Here is a 22,071-nt window from a genome sequence, read left to right as displayed (position 1 = left end):
GCGGGCGAGGCAGTGCCCGTTCGCCTGCCCCTCCGGACGACCGGCCCGCATCCGAGCGGGTGTGAGGTGCGGCGCGGGATCCGCCGGCGTCACAGCGGCACCACATCGGCGACCACACAGGCGATGTTGTCCGGGCCTCCCGCGCGACGCGCACGGGCGATCAGTTCGCCGACCGCGTCGTCCGGGGCGTCGACCGTGGCGAGTGTGTGCCGTACGTCCTCGTCGGCCACCACCGTGAACAGGCCGTCCGAGCACAGCAGATACCGGTCGCCCGGCCGCGCCTCGTGCAGCCGCAGATCCGCCCGGCCGGACTCCTCACCGCCGTCGAGCGCCCTCAGCAGCATCGCCCGTTCGGGATGTGTCACCGCCTCCTCGGGAGTGAGACTGCCGTTGTCGATCATCGACTGCACCACGGTGTGGTCGTGTGTGATGCGGAAGAGCTCCCCGTCCCTCAGCAGACAGGCCCGGGTGTCGCCGATGTGCACGAGCGCGAGCCGCGATCCCGTCCACACCATCGCGGTGAGGGTCGTGCCGGAGCCGTCGAAGCCGCTCACGGCGGAGTTGGCCCGGTCGACGGCGTCCTCCAGGGCGTTGAGCAGATCGCCGATGCGCGCCGAACCGGCGGCCCCGGCGTCGTCCAGGTCCTTGAGCGCGTCGATCGCCGCCGCTCCGGCAGGTGCGCCCTGACCGCCGAACCCGTCGGCGACGGCGAGCAGATGAGGACCCGCGTAGGCGGTGTCCTGGTCGGTCTCGCGGACGAGGCCGCGGTCCGTGCGAGCGGCGTAACGGATCTCCAGGGGTGCGGTGAGCTGAGACATGGTGGTGTCCTTCCCTGACAACTGGTCGGCGAGAAAGGCCGCCAGATCGCGACGGACGGCGGTCTCCGCCTCGACCCCGGCCCAGTAGGCACGGATGTCGCGGGCCGCCGCGGCCGGATCGGACGCGTACAGGTCGCAGACGTCGCGGACACGCGCCAGCGGCATCCCGATCCGCCGCAGCCATGCCACCAGCCGGGCCCGCTCCACCTGCGCCTCGTCGTAGTACCGGTAGCCGGTGAACGCGTCGACGTGGGCCGGCGGCAGCAGCTCCAGTTCGTCGTAGCGACGAAGCGCCTTCGCGGACAGCCGGGATGCGCGGGCGAACGCGCCGATCGTCAGCAGACCCATGCGTACCTCCTCGCGCCGGGCACCTCGCCCGGCCCCGCCGATGCTGGTGCTTCCCCCCGGGTGAAGGTCAACGGCGGCCCTCGGCGGGCGCACACAGCACTGCGGGCGCCCCCGGTCGTCCGGGGGCGCCCGCAGTGAAGGACAGCCCGCGCTACTTGCGGTTGTAGAGCCGCATCGTGACAGAGCCGAAGACCACCACGAACAGCGCGGCCCAGCCCAGCGACCAGGCGATGTCCGCGGCCGGCCAGTTGCCCGCCATCAGCTCGCGTACCGCGGTGGCCACATGGGTCACCGGGCTGTTGTTGACGAAGGCCTGGAGCCAGCCCGGCATCGTCTTCGGGTCGACGAAGACATTGCTCAGGAACGTCAGCGGGAAGATCACCATCATGCTGACGCCCATCACCGACTTCTCGGTCCGCAGCAGCAGTCCGAACATCGTCCAGATCCAGGAGAACGCGAACGAGAAGACCATCAGCAGGACGACGCCCATGAGGATGCCCATCACCCCGCCGTCGGCGCGGTAGCCGATGATCATGCCGACGGTCAGCATGACCACGGAGGCGAGGAAGTAGCGGACGACGTCACCGAGCAGATAGCCCACCATCGGGGCCGGCCGCCAGATCGGCAGCGTACGGAACCGGTCGAAGACACCCTTGGTGATGTCGGTGTTGACCGCGACGCCCGTGTACATCGTGATCATCACGACGCTCATCGTCAGGATGCCGGGCAGCAGGAACTGGATGTACTGCGAGGCCGAGCCGGCCAGCGCCCCTCCGAAGAGGTACGTGTACATCAGCACCATCATGATCGGGAACGCCGTCACATCGAACAGCTGCTCCGGCACATGCTTGATCTTCAGCATCGCCCGCCAGCCGAACGTCAGCGACGCGGAGATCGCGCTCGGCCTCGGTGGACGCTCCTTGCCCACCAGCAGCGCTGCCAGATCCTCGGCCTTCGGTGCTTCGAGTGCCAGGTCCTCGGCGTCCTTGACGGACTTCGTCGTCGTCGCGGTGCTCATGCCGCCGCCCCCTTCTTGTCGGTCAGGGCGAGGAAGACCTCGTCCAGGCTGGGCTGTCCCAGCGCGAAGTTGTCCACAGTGATCCCGGTGCGGGCGAGCTCCGCCAGCGCCCGCGCGGCCTGCTCGGCGGCGCCCTGCTGGGTGCCGTGCCCGTTCACCCGGGCGGTCAGCGCGAGCGGATCGGCGTCCAGCAGGACCTCCGCCCCCAGCGCCGCCGCCAGCACCCGCTCGGCCTCCGGCCGCTGCTCCGCGTCCCGCAGCCGCAGATGGACCGCGCCCGAGCCGACCGATGCCTTGAGCTCGCCCTTCGTGCCCTCCGCGATCACCTTGCCGTGGTCGATCACGGCGATACGGGAGGCCAGATGGTCCGCCTCGTCCAGGTACTGCGTGGTCAGCAGCACCGTCGTGCCCTGGGCGACCACCGCGCGCACGATGTCCCAGACCTGGTTCCGGCTGCGCGGGTCGAGACCGGTGGTCGGCTCGTCGAGGAAGAGCAGGTCCGGGGTGTTCAGGATGGAGGCGGCGATGTCGATACGGCGCCGCATACCGCCCGAGTAGTTCTTCACCTGCTTGTCGGACGCCTCGGACAGGCCGAAGGCTTCGAGCAGCTGACCGGCGCGCTCCTTCGCGGCCGGCTTGGCGTGACCGAGCAGCCGTGCCAGCAGCACGAGATTCTCGGTACCGGTGAGGTCCTCGTCGACCGAGGCGTACTGCCCGGTGAGGCTGACCCTGCTGCGCACGGCGTCCGCGTCCTTCTGCACGTCCTTGCCGAAGACACGGGCCTCGCCGCCGTCCGGCCGCAGCAGGGTGGCGAGCATTCTGACCGTCGTCGTCTTGCCGGCGCCGTTCGGCCCGAGCACGCCGTAGACGGTGCCGGCCGGCACGGCCAGATCCACCCCGTCCACCGCCCGGTTCTCACCGAAGACCTTCACCAGGCCCGCGGTCTCGATTGCCAGTTCTGTGCTCATCGTCGTTCCTTCGCATGGTCGGCGGTGGGTCGGAGGGACGGTCGTCGGAAGTCCAGGAGGTTGACCGGAGCGGCCGCCGGAAGTCATCGGTGCCCGGCGCGACCGCTCGCTGCTCGTTAGGAGACATAGGGCCGGGCGGCACGGGCCTCGCGCAGCGCGAGCCCCCACCACCCGAGCTGGTCCAGCATCAGCGCGGCCGCCCGGTCCCGGTCCTCGCCGGTGTCGTCGAGCAGGTTGATGCTCACGCCGTTGCGCAGGGTCACGGTGTGCAGCTCGGTGAAGACCGAGCGCAATTGCTCCACGGCATACAGACCACGGGAGCCGTGGCCGTAGCTGACGAACGCGACCGGCTTGGTCCGCCACTCGTCGTACGCGTAGTCGATGGCCTGCTTGAGGGAGGCGGGGAAGGACCGGTTGTACTCGGGCGTGACGACCACGAAGGCGTCGGCGCGGCCGATCTCCGAGACGAAGTCCCGCATCCGCGCGGTCGCCCGGTCCGGGTAGTGGGCGGGGAAGTCGAAGTCGATCAGATCGACGACACAGAGCTCCACATCGGCCCGCTCGGCGGCGCGCTCCGTGAACCAGCGTCCGACCTTCTCGCCGACGCGGCCCTCACGGGTGCTGCCGATGATGACCGCGACGCGCAGCGGTGTCTCCTGCACGGTGCGCCTCCCTCCTGCGGTTGCTCCTCACCCAGCAGGCGCGAGACGACGGCGCGCGGCCGCGAGATGAGATCTGGCGGCCGCGCGAAGAGGGAAAAATTGCAGGTCAGCGCCCTAGTCCTCCCTCATGTAGAACACGTAGAAGGAGACGGCGAACATCACGGCGGCGAACATGAGCCCCATCCCCGCCGACCGCAGGATGCTGGTCCCCGTCAGGCTGTGCAGGAAGCCGATGGACATGCCGCACACCGCCGCGTAGGCGCCCGCGCGGACCTCGCGCGGCAGGGCGTTCTGGATGCGGCCGAGACCGTAGGCGACCGCCGTGAAGATCAACCCGGCGACCACCCCGTAGAGGACGTCCCACCAGCTGACGGCCTCGCCGGTGCGACGGAGGAACCCCGCGTAGAAACCGAAGAGCGTGCCCAGCCCCACGGGCATGGCCCAGCTGAGAGATGCGTGGTGCCGTACGGGCATCGTTGCGTGAGCAGCCATGACGGAGAGCTCCTTCCCTCGTCCTCACTTCAGAGCACACCCGCGCCGCCCCGCAGGCAAGTCGGAGCGGCCTGCCATCAGCCCGGTCGGCGGCCCACGGCTCGCGCGCCCGGCGGGGCCCGCGTTCCCTGGAGGAGTGCGGAGCGTTCTGACGGCGGTGCTCATCGTGCTCGTGGCTCTTCTGACGCCGCTGAGCGCGCTGGCCGTGTGGGCGGACCGCGAGATCGGTGACACCGACAGTTACGTCACGGCGATGGAGCCGCTCGCTGCCGACCCCGACGTGCAGAACGCGGTGGCGGACCGGATCACCGCGGAGGTCATGAAGAAGATCGACGCGGGGCCGCTCCAGCAGGGCGTGGAGAACCTGGTGCACGAGGCGGTGATCTCGTTCGCCGGGACCGACGCGTACCGGATCGCCTGGAACACGGTGAACCGCGCGGCCCACACCGCGGTCGAACAGGCGCTGACGAGCGACGACGTGGACACCGCGAGCATCGACCTGGCGCCGGTCATCGAGCAGGTGAAGCAGCAGCTGAGCGACGAGGGGGTGCCGTTCGCCGACCAGGTCCCGGCGGGGAACACGAGGATCACGATCCTGGATGCGGACAAGCTCGGGGCGGCGCGCGAGATCTTCGCGGACCTCCAGTTCTGGGGCGTACGGCTCCCGGTGGTCACACTGCTTCTCGCGGCGGCAGCGGTCGTCCTCGCCCAGCGCCGCCTGAACGCCCTCGCGCTCCTGGGCGCGGCCCTGGCGATCGGCGGCGCCCTCCTGCGCCTGGCCCTGACCATCGGCCGCGGCCTGGCCCTCGACGACCTCCCCCCGGACGTGGACCGCCCTGCGGCGGAGGCGGTGTTCGAAGCGTTGACGGCGACGCTGCGGGTGACGTCGTGGTGGCTCCTGGGAGCGGGCGCGGTTCTGGCCCTGACCTGCTACGCCTGGTCCTGGCACGCGCGCTCGGGCAGCCACGCGGTGCCTGCGCCCCACGCCGGCTAGCCGCGCGGGGGTTGTCGGGTTGCGCCCCACGCCCCCAGGGCGGCAGCTTCGCGCCGGCCGCGCCCGCAAACCGGTCCGGTGGAGAAGAGAAGGTTTCTGTGGGGCTGCGCCCCACACCCCCTCACCTGCGGCAGCTTCGCGCCGCGTCCCATCCGCCGCCCGAACGGGCTCGGGTTCGCTTCCGGGTGGGCATCAACGGGTCGCGTCCTCGACCGCTCGGCAGGGGGCGTGCAGGGTCGTCCCCGCCGGGGATCGGCGGCAACACCCGGGTACGCCATGCAACACAGCTGTACGCCGCCGACCCCGAGGAGTCGAGCCCGGAGGCCCCCGGACCCGCCGCCGGACAAGAACCCGAGGCTCAAGCACCCGACCCCGGGCTCAGGGACCCGACGCCGCACAGGGCCCGACGCCCCACGGCCCAGGCCCCGCCCCCGGACCCGCCGCCGGACAAGAACCCGAGGCTCAAGCACCCAGGCCCCGCCCCAGGAACCCGGCGCCGCACAACGACGCCAAGGCCCAAGCACCCAGCCCGCACAAGCCAACCCGCCCCCGCTACCGTCCCCCCATGCCCCTCCTCCTCGCCCCCCACCCCCTCACCAGCACCGCCACCCTCCTCACCCACGCCGCCCGCCACCGCGGCATCGAGGTCGTCGACTCCGCCCAGGGGCACGAAGCGCGCGACGTCCACTGGTACGGCGGCCCCCTCGCCGCCGACCGGATCGTCCGCCCTCTCCGCGTCGGGCTTCTCGAGCCGGCCGACGACTGGCTCACCACCCTCGCCCCCGAACTCACCCACCGCCGCATCGAGTTGACCACCCTCGACCGCGCCCGCGAGCTGGACGGCCCCCTCTTCGTCAAGCCGCCGTCCGACAAGTCCGTGCCCGCCGCCGTGTACGCCGGCGGGCGCGACCTCCCCCGCAGCGGCGAGCGCATCGGGCCGCAAACACCCGTACTCGTCAGCGACGTCGTCGAGTTCGCCGCCGAGTACCGGCTCTTCGTCCTCGACGGCGAGGTCCGCACCGGCAGCCGCTACACCGTCTTCGGCCGTCTTGATCCCGCCCCTCTCACCCCGGACGCCGAACGCTTCGGCCAGGACGTGCTGGACGCCTGCGCCCCCACCCTCCCCAGCGCCGTCGTCGTCGACATCGGGCAGCTGGTCGGCGGCCGGTGGGCCGTCGTCGAGGCCAACATGGCCTGGTTCGCCCAGAGTTACGCGGCCGACCCCGACCGCGTTCTCGATGTCGTCCTGCGGTCGTCCGGCCCGCGTCGGCTCGTCACCGCAAGGGACGCACCCTTTCTGAGGTGAGCTGGGAGAACTCGTACGCGTCGTGCGAGGAGAAGATCCGGATCACCCGCGGGTCCACCCTCCGCAGCGCGCGCAGCCGGTCCAGCTGGGTCATCCGCTGGTCGTGGTTGTCCGCCATCAGGCGCTGGTGGAGCGCCAGGGAGCGCGGGCAGCGCGGCCGGCGGAGGTCCATCTCACCGTGGAAGAAGTACGCGTCGCCCGCGTGCAGCAGCCACCTCTCCGGCTGCTGCACCGCCACCGCGCAGTGCCCCCGGCTGTGTCCGGGCATCGGGATCATCAGGACGTCGGGCGAGCGCACCACCGGGCTCGCGGCGAATCCGTGCCAGGTGGAGTCGGCCGTGTCGTGGATGATCCAGCGCGGCCCGTGGCCCCACTGCGCGGTGACGTAACGGGCCGTGTCCAGACGGGAGTCGCGCCGCATCGCCGCCCGGTACTCGTCGGCCATCACATGGACCCGCGCGTCGGGGAAGTCCGCGAGGCCGCCCGCGTGGTCGAGGTCGAGATGCGTGAGCACGATGTCCTGGACGTCGCGCGGGTCGTACCCGAGCTCACGGATCTGGTGGACCGCGGTGAAGGCCGGTTCGAGGCGGGGGCGGGCGGTCTTCCGGAAGACCGCGCCGAGCCGGCGCGGGTTGGCGATGTCGCCGGTGCCGAACCCCGTGTCGACGAGGAGAAGTCCGCTGCCGGTGACCACGAGCAGGCAGTGGGCGACCAGCGGGGAGCCGCCGAGGGGGTGCATCGGGGCGCAGTCGAGGTGGTGGACGGTGGGCCAGGACATGCGTGCCTCCGGCGACGCGGGGAGAACAGAGCGGGGAGAAGCAAAGAGACGGCGCACTGCTTCCGCGACCGCAGGGCCGCATGAATACTGTCACCATTACTTACACCGTAAGTCGGCACCGAGAGAAGCACCTACGCTGTAAACCGTCAAGGATGTGCGCGAAACCGGGGAGCGGCCGGATGTGTGCCGAAGCGTCAGGTCAACAGCTGCGCGAGGGCGAGGCGTCGGCCTCCCCTGCCACCGTGCCCCCGGCCTCGCCCCACACGGCGCCCGTCCCCTCGCACGACACCGCTCAAGCCACCGCCCGTGCTGCCGCCCGCGAGCCTCTGTCCCGTGAGCGGATCATCGAGTCCGCTCTGCGGATCATCGACGACGAGGGCGTCGAGGCGCTGTCGATGCGCCGTATCGCCGCCGCGCTCGGCGTCCAGGCGATGTCGCTCTACAACCACGTCGGGGGCAAGGCCGATGTACTCGACGGCGTCACCGAGTACATCACCACGGACATGCACATCACCCGGCACTCGCGCGACAGCTGGGAGGACGGCATCCGCTCGGTCGCGCACGCCTTCCGGCGCGCCTCCCTGCGGCACCCGCGCGCCGGTGAACTGGTCCTCACCCGCCAGCTGAACTCACCGGGTGTGCTGCCCACCATCGACTGTTCGCTCAAGGTGCTGCTGGAGCACGGCTTCGAGGAGGCGAACGCCGTGCACGCGCTGCGGCTGCTGGTCGCCTTCCAGGTCGGTTCGCTGATGCGGGAGTTCCACTCACCGGCGTTCCAGGGCGAGGACGAGTCGGCGGTACGGGAGCGCGAGGAGCTGCTCGCCGGCTCGGGATTCGCCGCGGTGGCGAGGCTCGCGCCGAAGCTCGCGGTCATCGACCACGACGCCGAGTTCGCCTTCGGCCTGGAGCGACTCATCGACGCCCTGCGCCCGTACGCCCCGGGAAGACCGGCCGACGCGTAGGCAGTCCAGCGCGGCCCACCTGACCGGACCCGACACCGACCCGACCACCACCCGCCCCGCACCCCACCGCCGCGACACCCGCAACAAACTCACCCAGACTGGCGTCCTCACAGGGGAGCGCCCCGTACGTCGGCACCCGTCGGCACCCCGTCGGCACACGCAGCCACACGTTCGGAACGCACCGGCACACATCCGCACACCCCGCGCCCGGAGGCCGTCTTGAACAGCGCCACATCCACGGCAGCCCCGGCCGCCACGCCGGGCTCCCCGCCGTACCCCGCGCGCCGTCGCCGTGCCGCCGCCTGGCTCGTGACGCTCCTGCTGCTCCTGCCCACGGCCGCCGCGGCCTGCCGGCTCGCGGACACCGACGCCGTCACCCCGGTGACCCAGCTGCTCGCCTTTCTGCCGTGGCTGCTGATCCCCGCGGGCGTCGCCCTGCTGCTCGCGGCCCTCGCCCGGCTGCGGGCCGGCATGGTCTGGGCCGTCGCCGTGCTCGCGGTCACCGGCTGGTTCGTCAGGCCGTACGACACCGGGCTCACCGAGCATCCGAAGGGGCCGGTCGTCGCCCGGCTCACCGTGCTCTCCTCGAACGTCGAGTTCGGCAACGCGACCCCGGACCTGCTGGCCACGATCCGCCGCGAGCAGCCCGACCTGGTCTTCGTCCAGGAGTGCGCCGCCCGCTGCTCGGACGCGCTCGCCGCGGAGGTCTCCACCGCCGACTACCCGTACCGCAACGTCGTCGAGGGCGAGTCGGCCTCCGGGTCCGCCATCCTGAGCCGGCTTCCGCTGAAGGCCGCCCCGGGGATCGAGAGCACCCTCGCCATGCCCGGGTCGGTGGCCCTCGCCGGTGAGCGGCGGATCCATGTGCAGCTCGCGCATCCGCTGCCGCCCGTGCCCGGCGGGGTGGACGACTGGCGCAGGGAGCTCGGCCGGCTGCGTACGTACGCCGACGGGGTGAAGGGCTCGTCGGCGATCGTGGCCGGGGACTTCAACGCGACGCAGGACCACGCCGCGTTCCGCCGCATCCTCGACGCGGGCGGTCTGCGTGACGGCGCCACCCTCGGCGGCGCCTCGCGGGCCCCGTCGTGGCCCGCGGCCGTCCGCGCCCCGCTCGGCGCACAGATCGACCATGTGCTGGTCAGCGAGGACTTCTCGGTCCGTGCGGCCCGCTTCCTGGACCTGGACGACACCGACCACCGTTCGCTGCTGGTCCGGCTGGAACTGCACGACGTGCGCTGACCGCCGCGCCGGGTGAGAGTGGGGGCGTCGTGGTGATCCTCCCCAGACTCCGTCTGGGGGTACCCCCAGGGGGCCGTCCGTCGGGAGGTGTTCCGGATGCGCGCTGTCGCGGTCAAGGCGTTCAAGGGCGAGCCCGAACTGATCCAGGTCCCCAAGCCGGACCCCGCCGAGGGCGAGGTGCTGGTCAAGATCGAGTACGCGGCGCTCAACCCCGTCGACCGGCAGATCGCCGACGGAGCGTTCGACGGCCGGGCCGAACACGTCTTCCCGCTGGTCCTGGGCTGGGACTTCGCGGGCCGCATCGATGTCGTCGGTCCTGGCGACAGCCGTTTCGTGGTGGGTGACGCGGTCTTCGGCCAGGCGGCCCGGCCACCGGTCGGCACCGGCACGTTCGCCGAGTACGTCACCATGCCGCAGGACGGGCCGATCGCGTTCGTCCCGGACGGGCTGTCGTTCCGTACGGCGGCGCTGCTGCCGACGGCGGGTATGACCGCGGCGGAGACGCTGGCCGCCACCGGTGCGACGGCCGGCCAGGCGGTACTGGTCGTGGGCGCGGCGGGCGGGGTCGGCAGCATCCTCACCCAGCTGGCCGCCGCGCGGGACGTGCGCGTCCTCGCGGCCGTGCGCGGCGACGGAGAGCGGCGGATGACCGCACTGGGGGCGGACACCACGCTCGACACCACGGCCCGGGACCTCGCCGCGGCCGTGCGCGACCTCTTTCCCGACGGCGTCGACGCGGTGATCGACCTCGTCTCGGACAGCCCGGCCGCTTTCGCGGCGAACGCGGCCCTCGTCCGCGCGGGCGGCACGGCCGTCACGACGCGCGGCGTGGCGGCCGGCGCGCGCCTCCCGGCCGGCGTCGAGGGCATCGACTTCCTCCAGCGCCCGTCCACGAATCTGCTGGACACCCTCGCCGCGGCCGCCGCCGACGGCGAACTCCATGTCCCGCTGGGCGCCGAACTCCCCCTGGAACAGGCCCCGGACGCCCTGGTGCGGTCCGGCTCGGGCGGGGCGCGGGGCAGGACGGTCTTCACCCTCTGAGACATCGGGGCCCGGTCCTCCGAAGCCGGGCAACTGCCCCTCCGCAGCGGAGGGACTTGCTCCCGTACGCCTTCATGAGGCATGTCTTGACCATGGAGACCCGAGCGGGACGGCTGTCCCCACCCGAGTGGCTGCTCAACGGGCTGCGACCGCAGTCCACCCCGGTGCCCTGGGCGGCCGTGGCGCGGGCCGGGGTGGCACTCGCCACGCCCCTCGCCGTCGGACTCGCCATGGGCAAGCCGACGTACGGCGCTCTGGCGTCGATGGGCGCGCTGTCCGGCGTCATCGGCGACACCGCGTCGGCGTACCGCATGCGGATCTTCAACATCGCCGTTCCGCAGCTGTTCGGCGCGGTGGGGGTCACGCTCGGCACCCTGGTGTACGGGCAGGGCTGGCTCGCGGTGGCCGTGCTGACCCTGGTCGCGCTGGTCTCCGGAATGATCTCGTCGATCGGCGCCGTCGCCTCCGTCTCCGGACTGCTGCTCCTGCTCAACTCGGTGGTGGGCGCGGGCCTGCCGATGCCCCGGCCGTGGTGGGTGGCGCCGCTGCTGCTGACGGTCGGCGGGCTGTTCGTGCTCGTCCTGACGCTGCTGGGCTGGCCGTTGCGCAGACGGCTGCCGGAGCGTGCCGCCGTCGCCGACACCTATCGCAGCGTCGCCGATCTGCTGGCGGCGGCGGGCACGGCCCAGTACGCGGAGCGGCGCCAGGCCGTGACCGACTCCCTGAACACCTCCTACGACCTGATCCTCGCCCGCCGGGCCCGTACCCACGGGCGGAGCAGTGCGATGGTGCGGCTGCTCGCCCAGCTCAACGTGCTCGTCCCGCTGGTGGAGGCGGCCGCCGCGGCCCATCTGCACGGCCGGGCCTCCCGGCAGCCGGAGATCGCGGAAGCGGTGCGGGACCTGGGGGACGCGGTCGCCGAGAGGCGCAACGACCCGCCCGAGCTGGTTCTGCCCGAGCCGCAGGGCCCGGCGGACCGGGCCGTCGAGGCGGCCCTGCGGCACGCCGCGACCGTGGTGCACGAGTCCGACCCCGACCCGTACAACGTCGACGACCGGCTCGGGCGGCCGGCGGCGCTGCGCATCCGTTTCCGGCGCGCGGCCCGCAGTGTGCTGCTGTCCGAACCGTCCTGGCGCTACGGGCTGCGGCTCGCGCTCTGCATCGGTCTCGCGCAGTCGCTGGTGGTACTGGTGCCCGTGACCCGTTCGTACTGGGTCGCGCTCACCATCACCTTCGTGATGAAGCCGGACTTCGGGTCGGTCTTCTCGCGTGCGGTGCTGCGGGCGCTCGGTACGGCGGCGGGGCTGGTGGTCGCCGCGGCCGTGCTCTCCGAGGTGCCCCGCGGATGGTGGGACGTGCCGGTGATCGTGGTGCTCGCCGCACTGATCCCCGCGTTCTCGGCGAAGGGGTACGCCTTCCAGACCGCGGCCATCACCCCGGTCATCCTGCTGTTCTCGGACATCCTCAACCACCAGGGCTTCGGCCTGGTGGTGCCCCGGCTCGTGGACAGCCTCATCGGCTGCGCCATCGCGCTGGTGGCCGGCTATCTGCTGTGGCCCGAGAGCTGGCACACCCGCGTCGGCGACCGGCTGGCGGACGCGGTGGACGAGACGGCGCGGTACGTGGCGGGCGCGTTCGACGCGGCCGGTGACCGGGCGGAGCGGCTGCGGCAGCGCCGGCGGATCTACCGCGACCTGTCGACCGTACGGTCGGAGTTCCAGCGCGCGCTGACCGAACCGCCGCCCGCGGGGAAGCGGGCTGCTGCCTGGTGGCCGCTGGTGGTGGCCGTCGAACGCATCGTGGACGCGACGACGGCGGCCCGGGTCCGCGTCGACCACGGCGCGAGCCCGCCGCCGCCCGCCGAGGTGACGGACGTGGAGCGGGAGCTGCGGGGCCTGGCGGAGGGCATCCGCAGCAGCGTGGTGCTGGTGAAGGTTCGCACGGAACTCGAGGGCGGCGAGGACGGTGTCCTGGCGCCGCTGCGCCAGGAGGTGATGGCGGCGAGGGCGATCGCCTCGCCGGCGCGGGGGACGTAGCGGCCCTGCGGACGGCGTCCGGGAGCACCGTCCACGCCCGGACCCCGCCGCGCACGTGTCCCCGTACGCCGGACCGGACGGGATCCCGAAGCCCTACGGCTTCGGCAGACCGCCCTGAAGCCGTTCCAGTTCCCGGCGGTCCCGCTTCGTCGGGCGGCCGGCCCCGCGGTCGCGGATGGCCACCGGCGCCGTGAACTCCCGCGGCGGGGGCGGCGGGCTGTTGTCCACGTACGCCTGGACCGCCACCGGTGCGCCGACGCGCTTGCGCAGGATCGTGGAGACGACGACCACCCGCTCCCGGCCCGCGTGGAACAGCCGCAGCTGGTCGCCCACGCGCAGGCCGTGCGCGGGCTTGACCCGCTCGCCGTTGACGCGGACGTGGCCCGCCTTGCAGGCCGCGGCCGCCTGGGAGCGGGTCTTCGTCAGCCGTACGGACCAGATCCAGACGTCGACCCGCACGGTCCCCTCAGCATCCATGCCCTCGACTCTACGACTCCCGCGCCGCCCGCACCGGCAGGCTCTTCACCGCCTGGCGCCTTCTCCGCGGGCACGGAGTGCACCGGTGCGCCCTCCGCCGGCACGATCGCCGTCCCGCACAGGAGGGCGACGAAGGTGGCGAGCAAGCCGCCCTTTCCGAACCGCGGAGTGCGCAGCGCCGGCCGCATCATCGGCATGCTCCGACGCTACGGAGAGGCAGGCCGGCGCCCCATGGCGTCACCACGACTCTTGAGGGTGGGGGATGCCCCACCCCCGTCACCGCAGTGCGTCCGTCCGACTACTATGCGCTCGTCCTTCTTTCGCGGAGGTCTTCACTCCGGAGCGGGCACGTTTCTGACCTGTCGACACATGTCGTACGGCACAAGGGCCTTCGGAGAATCGCATGCGCAACCACTCCGGCAGAGGGCTTCGGCCCAACGCTCTCGGGACTCTCGACACCGTCGTGATGGCCGTGGCCGGCAGCGCACCGGCGTACTCGATCGCCGCCACCACCTCCGTCCTCGTCGCCACCGTCGGCCTCGCCGGCCCCGCGTCCCTGCTGTACTGCGCGATCCCGATGCTCGGCATCGTGCTCGCGTTCGGCAGGCTCGGCCGGATCGACGTCAACGCGGGCGCCAGCTACTCGTGGGTGGGCCGTACGCTCCATCCGTTCCTGGGCTTCCTGTCCGGCTGGGCGCTGGTGGTCTCCACCACGATCTTCATGGTCGCGGGCTCTCTGCCGGCCGGCGCGATGACGCTGTCGCTCGTCGATCCCGCGCTCGCGGAGAACAGGCTCCTCGCCACCGCCGTCGGCGCGGCCTGGTTCCTGGCGATGCTGCTGGTCGTCCTCGGCGGGGCCCGGCTCACCGTGCGGGCACAACTGGTGCTGTCCGGTGTGGAGCTGGCGATCCTGGTGTTCTTCATCGCCGCCGCGCTGCTGCACAGCGGTGCGGCGGCCGCCTTCGACTGGTCGTGGCTCGGCTTCTCGCACTTCGACGGTCCGGCCGGCTTCGCGTCCGGGGCGCTGATCGCCGCGTTCTACTACTGGGGCTGGGACGTCACCAGCAATCTCAGCGAGGAGACGCGCGACAGCCGCCGCACCGCCGGGCTCGCCGCGCTCATCGGCGTCGGCGTGGTCTTCCTCCTCTTCGAGGCGTTCACCATCGCGGTGAACGTCATCCTCACCGCCGAGGACATCCGGGCCGGCGGAGCGGGCGTCCTGGCGGTGCTGGGTGACGCAATCTGGCCCGGCGTCGGCGGCAAACTGCTCGTCGTGGCCGTGCTGTTGTCGACCGTCGCCACCCTGGAGACCACGCTGATCCAGGTGACGCGCTCGCTGTTCGCGATGGGGCGCGACCGCACCATGCCCGCCGCGCTCGGCACGGTCCACCGCACGTGGAACACCCCGTGGGTCGCGGTGGCCGTCGTCGGGACGGTGGCGCTCGTGATGTTCGCCGCGTCGACGGCGCTCGGCTCGGTCGGCGACGTCCTCCAAGCGGCCGTCGCCGCGATCGGTGTGCAGATCGCCTTCTACTACGGGCTCGCCGGGATCGCCGCGGTCGTCGCCTACCGGGGCACCCTGCTCACGTCCGTACGGGACTTCGTGCTCGGCGGCGTCTGGCCGCTGCTCGGGGCGCTGTTCATGCTGTGGGTACTGGTCGAGGCGCTGGGCGAGCTCAGCGCGGCGTCGGTCGCGATCGGCGTCGGCGGCCTCGCGGCAGGACTGGTGCCGATGATCCACTACTGGCGCCGGGGGAGTTCGTACTACCGCCCCGCCCGTCTCGACGCGAAGCTCTCCTTGGCGGCGGACCACGGCCGCACGGACTCCCGCGACAGCGACTACGCCAACAGGTCGCTGGCCACGGAGTTCTGAGGGACGTGCCGCAGCCTCCACGCCGTCGTTTCGTACCGGACTTCGACCCCGCCTTCGGAGACCGGCCGCTGGCCGACGCCCTGCACGACATCGTCATCGGACGCTGGCAGGGGGTACGGGACCTGCTGCGGGACACGGGTGACCAATGGGCCCTGCGGACGCACCGGGTGCGACTGCTGTCCCACGCGGCGGCCGGCCGGGCCGCCGTCGAGGCCTGGAGTGCCGCCGAGCCGCACAGCGCGGACGCGGCGGTCCTGCGGGCGGCGACCGAGGTCGTCCGCGTCTTCCACCGCGCGATCGACGCGGGCCGGCGTACCGGGCTCGACCGGTCACGGCTCGACGCGGCGGTGCTGTCCTGTCTGGCCGCGGCCGACGCGCATCCGTGCGACCCCATGCCGTGGGTGTCGCTGCTGACGACCGCGCGGCTGTACGGCACCGGGGTCTCGCGGCGTGAACTGCGGCGCTGGTTCGACGAGTTGCGCCGCCGCGACCCAGACAACATCGAGGGCCACACCCAGCTGCTGCGCTACTGGTCGGCGCGCTGGCACGGGACGCACGGCGCCATGTACGACTTCGCCAGGGACGTGGCGGGCGCGGCGCCGCCCGGATCACCGCTGCCGGTCCTGGTGCAGATCGCCCGGGTCGAGGAGTACCGCCATCTCACCGAGGACGCCACGGGCCCCGTGCCCGTGAAGGACTTCGGCCGCCACTGGCACCACGAGCTCGCGGTGGCCGAGGTACGGCGCACCTGGGAGCGCTGGATACTCGCCCGGCCGCCGGGGCCCGCCGCCCCCGAGGAGGTCGGCGAGCTCAACCACCTGGCCCACGCGGCCTGCTACGCCGGGATGGCCGAGGAGGCTCGGCAGCTGTTCGCGCTGCTGGGCGGACGGGCCGCGCGGGTGCCGTGGCAGTACACCGGTGACGCGGCCGGGGAGTTCACGAGGTGGCACGCCCAGGTGCGCGCCACCTCGTGATCACACGGCCCAGGTCCCGCATCAGACGCCGATGTCGCCGCCGTCCTTGCGCCACACGGCCACGACCGACGGGCGGACGATCGTGCCCGGTCCGTCCGGCCAGGCGCTCGCCGGCTTCTCGACCGACGCACCGTCGACCTCGCCCGGGTGCTGCACCGCGACGAGCACCCGGCGGTCCTGGATGAGCGGACCACAGGTCTCGGCGCCGATCGGCACGGTCAGGAACTGCTTGAGCTCACCACGGCGCTCGCCCTGGGTCGCGACGCCGAACAGGCCGTCGTGGGAGCCGAGCTGGTTGCCGTCCGTGGAGATCCACAGGTTGCCGTGCGGGTCGAAGGCCACGTTGTCCGGGCAGGAGATCGGGCTGACCTTGTTCTTCGGGAAGCCCGCGAAGTACGTGGCCGGGTCCTCCGGGTCGCCCGCGACCAGGAAGAGCCGCCAGGCGAACCCGTCGCCCGCCGGGTCGTCCCAGTTCTCGGCGAGCTCCAGGATCTGGCCGTGCTTGTTGGCGTTGCGCGGGTTGGCCTCGTCGGCGCCCGCCTTGCCGGCCTTGCCGCGGTCGGTGTTGTTCGTCAGCGCGACGTAGACACGGCCGGTGCGCGGGGACGGCTCGACGTCCTCGGGGCGGTCCATCTTGGTGGCGCCGACCTTGTCGCCCGCGAGGCGGGTGAAGATGTAGACCTCGTCCGCGGTCATGCCCTCGACGTGCGAGGTGTTGCCGGTGGCGAGCGGGATCCACTGGCCGCTGCCGTCGAACTCACCGTCGACGGGCAGCTTGCCGGTGCCGTCGATCTGCGACGCGGGGGAGTCCCCGGTCAGCTTGGCGACGTAGAGGGTTCCCTCGTCCAGCAGCGTGCGGTTGTGCTCCCGCGCGGCGCGGGAGTTGCCCTTCTTCATCCGCTTCGACGAGACGAACTTGTAGAAGTAGTCGAAGCGCTCGTCGTCGCCCATGTAGACCACCGGACGGCCGTCGGCGGTCAGCCGCGGCTGGGCGGCCTCGTGCTTGAAGCGGCCGAGCGCGGTGCGCTTGCGGGGCGTGAAGTCGGGGTCGTACGGGTCGAGCTCGACGACCCAGCCGAAGCGGTGGACCTCGTTCGGCTCCTGCTTGAGGTCGAAGCGCTTGTCGAACCGCTCCCACTTGCGCTCGGTGGCGGCGGTGCCGACGCCGTAGCGCTTGTCGGTGTCGCTGGAGCCGTTGGCGAAGTACTGGTTGAAGTTCTCCTCGCCGTGCAGCGTGGTGCCCCACGGGGTGGTGCCGCCGGCGCAGTTGTTGAGGGTTCCCAGCACCTTGGTGCCCGAGGGGTCCACCGACGTCTTCAACAGCGTGCTGCCCGCCGCCGGTCCGGTGACCTTGAACTCGCTCGTGGTGTGGAGGCGGCGGTTGAGGTGGTGGCGGGTGACGGGGGTGAGCCGGCCCGACGTCCGCTCGCCCTCGACGACGACGACCGACAGACCGTGCGCGGCCCAGGCGATCTCGACCTGCTCGCGGGTGGGGTTGGCCGGGTCGTAGCCGCGGAACATCAGAATCTCGTCGGTGTACTCGTGGTTCGCGACGAGGATCTGGCGGTTGCGCTCGTCCAGCGGCAGCAGGCTCAGGAAGTCGTTGTTGTAACCGAACTGGCCGGCCTGCGCCTTGGCGGTCTGCCGGTCCGGGTCGAAGGCGGGGGCACCGCGGAGGATCGGCTCTCCCCACCGGATGACGACGTTCTGGGAGTGGCCGGCCGGGACGGTGACCTTGTCGTCCTTGTTGGGGGCGACGGGGGCGAAGCGCAGACCGCGCGCACCGTCGGGCCTGCCACCGGTGCCCGGGGTTCCGGCGGGCGCTGCGGAGGCCTGGTCGTCCAGCCCGATGACGGCACCGGTCCCGGCGGCAGCGGCGACCGTCACCACGGCGGCGGCACGCATCATGGATCGTCTCGACAGGGCGCTCGCTATGACATCGCCGACGTACTCGTTGTCGCTGGTGTTCGGCACTTCGTGGAAACAGGCGTCGCCGCAGCGGTAACGGCAGGTGAGGGCGGAACGTCCGCCGGCATGCGGCTTGGTGTTCAACAACGGCAGCAGTTTGCGCACTTCGTCCTCCTACGGCGCACCCCGCGCCGACAGCGTGTCGGAAAAAGATCCGGCTGTGACATTAGGGGCGGTCATGTGCAAGGTGGCAGCTACGAGGTGAACGATGGATGAATCCGGGGCTGCTTGTGCGGGCGGACGGGTGTTCGCGAACGGCCCGGCGCCGGGTCCCCCGCCCCTGCCGGGCTCCCGGCGGGACGGCGGCTAACCTTACGTGTCCGCCCTGGCCAGGACACACCTTGGACACCCCGGCCCATGTGCGGACATTCATCGCACTCAACTCATGCGAAAGGCCTCGCACATGGGCATTCGGAGCTTGCTGCGCAAGGTATTCGGTCGCGACCGGTCGGAGCCCACCGAGTCGACGGCAGCATCCGTCCCGCCCCAGTCGGAACGCACGGAGACCGCCACGACGACCTCGCCGTCCTCGGCGACGGTGCCGGCACCGACTCCGGCGGACAGAGCGGCGGACCTGGTCTCGGCGGCGTTCGACAAGGCGGCCCCCAAGGGCCGGAAGAAGTCGGTCCCGCACCAAGCGAGGACGGAACCGGACCCGGAGACGGCCCCGGCGAAGCCGGAGTCCGCGGCGCCCGCGGCTGAGCCCGAGGTGGCCCCGGCAGCTGCGGAATCGGCGAAGGCGGAGGAGCCTGCGCCGTCCGCGGCCGCGCCCGTCGAGGCGGAGACCCCGTCGAAGCCGGAGGCTGCCGAAGAGGCGGCCGCCGCGAAGTCGGCGACCTCCGACGCAAAGCCGAAGGCGGAGGCCCCGGCGCCTGCCACGTCGGCCGCCGCCAAGGCCGAAGCGAAGCCGACGGCCAAGACTCCCGCGAAGCAGGAAGCTGCCGAAGAGGCCGCCCCCGTCGCGAAGGCGAAGGCTCCCGAGGCGGAGCCGAAGCCGGAAACCCCCGCGGCCGAACCGGCCGCCGAGCCGAAGGCCGAGAAGGTCCCGGCGCCTGCCAAGTCGGCTGCCACGAAGGCCGAAGCGAAGCCGAAGGCGGAAACCCCCGCCAAGCAGGAAGCCCTCGCGGCCGAACCGGCCGTCGAAGCGAAGGCCGAGGAGACCCCGGCGCCTGCCGAGACGGCTGCCCCGGAACCCGCCGCCGCCGCGGACACCGCCGACAAGCCCGCCGCCGAGGCGAAGGCTGAGACCCCCGCCCCGGCCAAGCCGCGGAAGACCACCGCCAAGAAGGCTCCGGCGAAGAAGGCCCCGGCCAAGGCCGCTGCCGCTCCCGCTCCCGCCACGACGGAGGCCGACACCGGCGACAAGCCCGCCGCCAAGGTGGCCACCAAGGCCGCCGCGCCCAAGAAGTCCGCCCCGGCCAAGCGCGCCACCACGAAGGCCACCTCGGCGCCCGAGACCGAGACCGTCGCCACCCCCGCGCCGGCCAAGGCGACAACCGGGGCCACCGCTTCCCTGGTCGCCCGTCGCGACGCCGCCCGCGCCGCCCTCGCCGACGCCGGGCTCGCCTCCGCCCGTGCCCGCGTCTACCTCGTCCTGGACCGGTCCGGGTCCATGCGGCCGTACTTCAAGGACGGCAGCGCCCAGCACCTCGGCGAGCAGGCTCTCGCTCTCGCCGCCGAACTGGACGCGGACGCAGGCGGAAACGTCGGTGTGGTGTTCTTCTCGACCGAGATCGACGGGACCGGCGAGCTCACCCTCGACGCGTACGAGGGCCGCATCGACGAACTGCACAACTCCCTCGGGCGCATGGGGCGGACCAACTACCACCTCGCTGTCGAGGAGGTGCTCGCCCTGCACGCCAAGGCCGGCACCGACGCCCCCGCGTTCGTGATCTTCCAGACGGACGGCGCTCCCGAGTCCAAGACCGCCGCCACCGACGCGCTGGCCGCGGCGGCGGACAAGAAGGTGTTCTGGCAGTTCGTCGCCTTCGGCGAGCACGACGCGAAGGCCTTCGACTACCTCCGCAAGCTCTCCGTCGACAACGCCGGGTTCTTCCACGCGGGCCCGGCCCCGCGCGACCTGCCGGACGCCGAGGTGTTCGGGGGTCTGCTGAAGACCTGGAAGCTCTAGGGAGTGTCCGCAAAGTGTCGTCGTCCGCCCGCAGGGCGGGGTTCGCGGCGTCCGGTGCGTGCGATCGCAAGGCGCCGGTGCGCCCTCGTAGCGGAGCTACTCGGGCGTATCGGCAACGCAGCGAGGGTGCGTGCTGGTCGTCGCGAACCAGACGAGACTTTGCGGACACGACCTAACCGACAGGCAGCGTCACGGTGACGGCCAGCCCGCCCTCGGGCCCCGGCTCGGCCGTCACCGTGCCGCCGTGCGCCTGCGCGATCGTGCGGACGATCGAGAGCCCCAGGCCCGCCCCGGGACCCATCCGGTCCCGCCCTTCCCCCCGCCGGAACGGCTCGAACAGCGCCGCGATCTCCTCCGCGGGGACGACCGGACCGGTGTTGACGACGGTGAACACACCACCCGACACCGCGACCGCCACCGTGCCGTCCGGGATGTTGTAGTCGACCGCGTTCGCCATCAGATTGCGCACCAGCTGCGCCAGCAGCAGCCGGTTCCCCCGCACCACCGCGCCCTGCGCCACCCGCGCCGTCACGTCGTACCGCGCTGCCTCCTCCACGACGACCTCCCCCAGGTCGACGGCCTCGCGTTCCGCCAGCCCCCGTTCGCTGCGCGCCAGGACCAGCAGCCCGTCGATGAGCCGTTCACTGCGCCGGTTGCTGTCGAGCAACACCTGCTTGGTCGCGGCCAGTTCCTCGGGGGTGGCGTCCGCGTCCAGGCCCACCTGGATCGCGGTGCGCTGGGTGGCCAGCGGCGTACGCAGCTCGTGCGAGGCGTTCGCGATGAACCGCCGCTGGCTGTCGAACGCCTTCTCCAGCCGGGCCAGCAGGGAGTCCAGCGTGTTGCCGAGCTCCTTGAGCTCGTCATCGGGTCCGCTCGCGCCGATCCTCCCCCAGACTCCGCCCGGCGGGACCCCCGGCAGCGCCCGCTCCGAGAGGGTCCGTGCCTTCGCCGTCATGGCGTGCACGGGCCGCAGCACCCGCCCGGCGGTCCACCACCCCACCGCGACCGCGCAGAGCGCCATCGCCAGCAGGGCGAACGCCGACCAGATCAGCATCTGCCGCCCCGCCTCGGCCTGGACGCTCTCGGTCAGCTGCACCACGGTCGCGCCCCGCACGTCCCGCACCGGCAGTTCCGGCACGGCGCGCGCCCTGATGGCGGTCACCTTGTCGTCCGTACCGGCGCGCGAGAGGACGTTGACGATCCCGAGCAGACAGGCGCCGAGGACCAGGAAGACTCCTCCGTAGACGAGGGCGATCCGGGTCCGGATCGTCGAGCCGGGCCCCAGTCCGTCGCGGCTCACAGGGCGTACCCCACACCCTGGACCGTACGGATCAGCGCGGGCTCCCCCAGCTTCGACCGCAGCTTGCTCATGCACACCCGGACCGCGCCGGTGAACGGATCCGCGTGCGCGTCCCAGGCCCGCTCCAGCAGTTCCTCCGCCGAGACCGGCGCTCCGTCCGCCTCCAGCAGGATCTGGAGCACCGAGAACTCCTTCGGGGAGAGGTCCAGCTCCCGGCCGTCGCGCTCGGCCGTGCGCCGGACCGTGTCCAGCCGGACGCCCCGGCGCTCCAGCAGCGGCGGCACCGGCCGTGCGCTGCGCCGGCGCAGCGCACGGACCCGGGAGACCAGCTCGGGGAACTCGAAGGGCTTGCCCAGATAGTCGTCGGCCCCGAGGTCGAGCCCCTCCACCCGGTCCTCCATGGACGAGGCCGCGGTCAGCATCAGGATGCGCGTGCGGGCGGCGGAGGCGACCAGTTCGCGGGCCACCTCGTCGCCGTGCACCCGCGGCAGGTCGCGGTCGAGGACGACGACGTCGTAGTCGTGCAGTCCGAGGTAGGCGAGGGCCGCGTCCCCGGTGTAGACGGTGTCGACGGCGAATCCGGCCCGCCGCAGCCCCGTGGCGACCAGTTCTGCCAGAACCTGTTCGTCCTCGGCGACCAGTACCCGCATGTTGTCCTCCCCCTGCACAGTCCGCGCCGCCTCTCC

The 22,071-nt window shown here is 72.2% G+C and carries 19 protein-coding genes; 9 read left to right on the top strand and 10 right to left on the bottom strand.

Going from position 1 to position 22,071, the window contains the following annotated elements; translation table 11 throughout:
* Positions 1–89: 89 nt before the first annotated feature.
* The 5 genes from ACQPWZ_RS18760 to ACQPWZ_RS18740 all read right to left on the bottom strand — a co-directional run bounded on the left by ACQPWZ_RS18760 (position 90) and on the right by ACQPWZ_RS18740 (position 4,306).
* On the bottom strand, positions 90–1,166 hold the full coding sequence (locus ACQPWZ_RS18760) for a MerR family transcriptional regulator (RefSeq protein ID WP_433571913.1): 1,077 nt from the start codon (positions 1,164–1,166) through the stop codon (positions 90–92).
* Positions 1,167–1,317: 151 nt separating this feature from the next.
* The gene (locus ACQPWZ_RS18755) at positions 1,318–2,184 is read right to left on the bottom strand and encodes an ABC transporter permease (protein WP_313945201.1); all 867 of its coding nucleotides are present in this window, start codon (positions 2,182–2,184) and stop codon (positions 1,318–1,320) included.
* Positions 2,181–3,152, bottom strand: a complete 972-nt coding sequence (locus ACQPWZ_RS18750) for an ATP-binding cassette domain-containing protein (RefSeq protein ID WP_433571912.1) — start codon at positions 3,150–3,152, stop codon at positions 2,181–2,183. Before ACQPWZ_RS18750 ends, ACQPWZ_RS18755 begins: the two co-directional genes overlap by 4 nt.
* A gap of 116 nt (positions 3,153–3,268) precedes the next feature.
* Positions 3,269–3,814 (bottom strand): NADPH-dependent FMN reductase, encoded by a 546-nt coding sequence (locus ACQPWZ_RS18745; protein ID WP_405571280.1) that lies wholly within the window; start codon positions 3,812–3,814, stop codon positions 3,269–3,271.
* A gap of 114 nt (positions 3,815–3,928) precedes the next feature.
* Complete coding sequence (locus tag ACQPWZ_RS18740) at positions 3,929–4,306, bottom strand: hypothetical protein (RefSeq protein ID WP_340474234.1); 378 nt, start codon at positions 4,304–4,306, stop codon at positions 3,929–3,931.
* A gap of 136 nt (positions 4,307–4,442) precedes the next feature.
* Between ACQPWZ_RS18740 and ACQPWZ_RS18735 the strand changes: the two genes are divergently transcribed.
* Both ACQPWZ_RS18735 and ACQPWZ_RS18730 read left to right on the top strand, forming a co-directional pair.
* The gene (locus tag ACQPWZ_RS18735) at positions 4,443–5,300 is read left to right on the top strand and encodes a hypothetical protein (RefSeq protein ID WP_356704791.1); all 858 of its coding nucleotides are present in this window, start codon (positions 4,443–4,445) and stop codon (positions 5,298–5,300) included.
* Positions 5,301–5,865: 565 nt separating this feature from the next.
* Positions 5,866–6,606: an ATP-grasp domain-containing protein gene (locus ACQPWZ_RS18730; protein WP_433571911.1), complete on the top strand. Its 741-nt coding sequence runs from the start codon at positions 5,866–5,868 to the stop codon at positions 6,604–6,606.
* On the opposite strand, the gene ACQPWZ_RS18725 is transcribed toward ACQPWZ_RS18730, so the two are convergent.
* Positions 6,575–7,384, bottom strand: coding sequence for an MBL fold metallo-hydrolase (locus tag ACQPWZ_RS18725; protein WP_340474230.1), 810 nt, complete (start codon positions 7,382–7,384; stop codon positions 6,575–6,577). The genes ACQPWZ_RS18730 and ACQPWZ_RS18725 overlap by 32 nt on opposite strands.
* A gap of 179 nt (positions 7,385–7,563) precedes the next feature.
* On the opposite strand from ACQPWZ_RS18725, the gene ACQPWZ_RS18720 reads away from it, so the two are divergent.
* The 4 genes from ACQPWZ_RS18720 (at position 7,564) to ACQPWZ_RS18705 (ending at position 12,662) form a co-directional block, all read left to right on the top strand.
* On the top strand, positions 7,564–8,346 hold the full coding sequence (locus ACQPWZ_RS18720; RefSeq protein WP_433571910.1) for a TetR/AcrR family transcriptional regulator C-terminal domain-containing protein: 783 nt from the start codon (positions 7,564–7,566) through the stop codon (positions 8,344–8,346).
* Between the two features lie 219 nt (positions 8,347–8,565).
* Entirely contained in the window at positions 8,566–9,585 is a 1,020-nt protein-coding gene (locus ACQPWZ_RS18715) for an endonuclease/exonuclease/phosphatase family protein (protein ID WP_433571909.1), read from the top strand.
* Between the two features lie 96 nt (positions 9,586–9,681).
* Positions 9,682–10,626 (top strand): NADP-dependent oxidoreductase, encoded by a 945-nt coding sequence (locus ACQPWZ_RS18710; RefSeq protein WP_433571908.1) that lies wholly within the window; start codon positions 9,682–9,684, stop codon positions 10,624–10,626.
* A gap of 92 nt (positions 10,627–10,718) precedes the next feature.
* A complete protein-coding gene (locus ACQPWZ_RS18705) occupies positions 10,719–12,662 on the top strand; it encodes an FUSC family protein (protein ID WP_433573835.1) in 1,944 nt (647 codons plus the stop codon).
* 93 nt (positions 12,663–12,755) lie between these two features.
* On the opposite strand, the gene ACQPWZ_RS18700 is transcribed toward ACQPWZ_RS18705, so the two are convergent.
* Positions 12,756–13,139, bottom strand: coding sequence for an RNA-binding S4 domain-containing protein (locus ACQPWZ_RS18700; RefSeq protein WP_327682215.1), 384 nt, complete (start codon positions 13,137–13,139; stop codon positions 12,756–12,758).
* Between the two features lie 403 nt (positions 13,140–13,542).
* Here ACQPWZ_RS18700 and ACQPWZ_RS18695 point away from each other — a divergent pair, with 403 nt between their 5' ends.
* Together ACQPWZ_RS18695 and ACQPWZ_RS18690 are read left to right on the top strand one after the other, a co-directional pair.
* Complete coding sequence (locus ACQPWZ_RS18695; RefSeq protein WP_405571266.1) at positions 13,543–15,012, top strand: APC family permease; 1,470 nt, start codon at positions 13,543–13,545, stop codon at positions 15,010–15,012.
* 5 nt (positions 15,013–15,017) lie between these two features.
* Positions 15,018–15,986 carry a hypothetical protein gene (locus tag ACQPWZ_RS18690; RefSeq protein ID WP_433571907.1) on the top strand — a complete coding sequence of 323 codons (969 nt, stop codon included), beginning with the start codon at positions 15,018–15,020 and terminating at the stop codon, positions 15,984–15,986.
* Between the two features lie 21 nt (positions 15,987–16,007).
* On the opposite strand, the gene ACQPWZ_RS18685 is transcribed toward ACQPWZ_RS18690, so the two are convergent.
* Complete coding sequence (locus tag ACQPWZ_RS18685) at positions 16,008–18,059, bottom strand: PhoX family protein (RefSeq protein ID WP_433571906.1); 2,052 nt, start codon at positions 18,057–18,059, stop codon at positions 16,008–16,010.
* 298 nt (positions 18,060–18,357) lie between these two features.
* Here ACQPWZ_RS18685 and ACQPWZ_RS18680 point away from each other — a divergent pair, with 298 nt between their 5' ends.
* Positions 18,358–20,085: a VWA domain-containing protein gene (locus tag ACQPWZ_RS18680; RefSeq protein WP_433571905.1), complete on the top strand. Its 1,728-nt coding sequence runs from the start codon at positions 18,358–18,360 to the stop codon at positions 20,083–20,085.
* Positions 20,086–20,257: 172 nt separating this feature from the next.
* On the opposite strand, the gene ACQPWZ_RS18675 is transcribed toward ACQPWZ_RS18680, so the two are convergent.
* On the bottom strand, positions 20,258–21,385 hold the full coding sequence (locus ACQPWZ_RS18675; protein ID WP_433571904.1) for a sensor histidine kinase: 1,128 nt from the start codon (positions 21,383–21,385) through the stop codon (positions 20,258–20,260).
* Positions 21,382–22,035, bottom strand: coding sequence for a response regulator transcription factor (locus ACQPWZ_RS18670; protein ID WP_383237911.1), 654 nt, complete (start codon positions 22,033–22,035; stop codon positions 21,382–21,384). Before ACQPWZ_RS18670 ends, ACQPWZ_RS18675 begins: the two co-directional genes overlap by 4 nt.
* Positions 22,036–22,071: the final 36 nt, after the last annotated feature.

The organism is Streptomyces sp. CA-251247 (assembly GCF_050952975.1).
Classification (GTDB): domain Bacteria; phylum Actinomycetota; class Actinomycetes; order Streptomycetales; family Streptomycetaceae; genus Streptomyces; species Streptomyces achmelvichensis.
Note: the sequence above shows the minus strand (reverse complement) of the source record. Positions and strands in the feature narration are given on the sequence as shown.

Coding starts and splice junctions, on each gene's coding strand:
- ACQPWZ_RS18760 (WP_433571913.1), bottom strand. CDS start 1,166: ATGGGTCTGCTGACGATCGGCGCGTTCGCCCGCGCATCCCGGCTGTCC.
- ACQPWZ_RS18755 (WP_313945201.1), bottom strand. CDS start 2,184: ATGAGCACCGCGACGACGACGAAGTCCGTCAAGGACGCCGAGGACCTG.
- ACQPWZ_RS18750 (WP_433571912.1), bottom strand. CDS start 3,152: ATGAGCACAGAACTGGCAATCGAGACCGCGGGCCTGGTGAAGGTCTTC.
- ACQPWZ_RS18740 (WP_340474234.1), bottom strand. CDS start 4,306: ATGGCTGCTCACGCAACGATGCCCGTACGGCACCACGCATCTCTCAGC.
- ACQPWZ_RS18730 (WP_433571911.1), top strand. CDS start 5,866: ATGCCCCTCCTCCTCGCCCCCCACCCCCTCACCAGCACCGCCACCCTC.
- ACQPWZ_RS18725 (WP_340474230.1), bottom strand. CDS start 7,384: ATGTCCTGGCCCACCGTCCACCACCTCGACTGCGCCCCGATGCACCCC.
- ACQPWZ_RS18720 (WP_433571910.1), top strand. CDS start 7,564: ATGTGTGCCGAAGCGTCAGGTCAACAGCTGCGCGAGGGCGAGGCGTCG.
- ACQPWZ_RS18710 (WP_433571908.1), top strand. CDS start 9,682: ATGCGCGCTGTCGCGGTCAAGGCGTTCAAGGGCGAGCCCGAACTGATC.
- ACQPWZ_RS18705 (WP_433573835.1), top strand. CDS start 10,719: ATGGAGACCCGAGCGGGACGGCTGTCCCCACCCGAGTGGCTGCTCAAC.
- ACQPWZ_RS18700 (WP_327682215.1), bottom strand. CDS start 13,139: ATGGATGCTGAGGGGACCGTGCGGGTCGACGTCTGGATCTGGTCCGTA.
- ACQPWZ_RS18695 (WP_405571266.1), top strand. CDS start 13,543: ATGCGCAACCACTCCGGCAGAGGGCTTCGGCCCAACGCTCTCGGGACT.
- ACQPWZ_RS18680 (WP_433571905.1), top strand. CDS start 18,358: ATGGGCATTCGGAGCTTGCTGCGCAAGGTATTCGGTCGCGACCGGTCG.
- ACQPWZ_RS18670 (WP_383237911.1), bottom strand. CDS start 22,035: ATGCGGGTACTGGTCGCCGAGGACGAACAGGTTCTGGCAGAACTGGTC.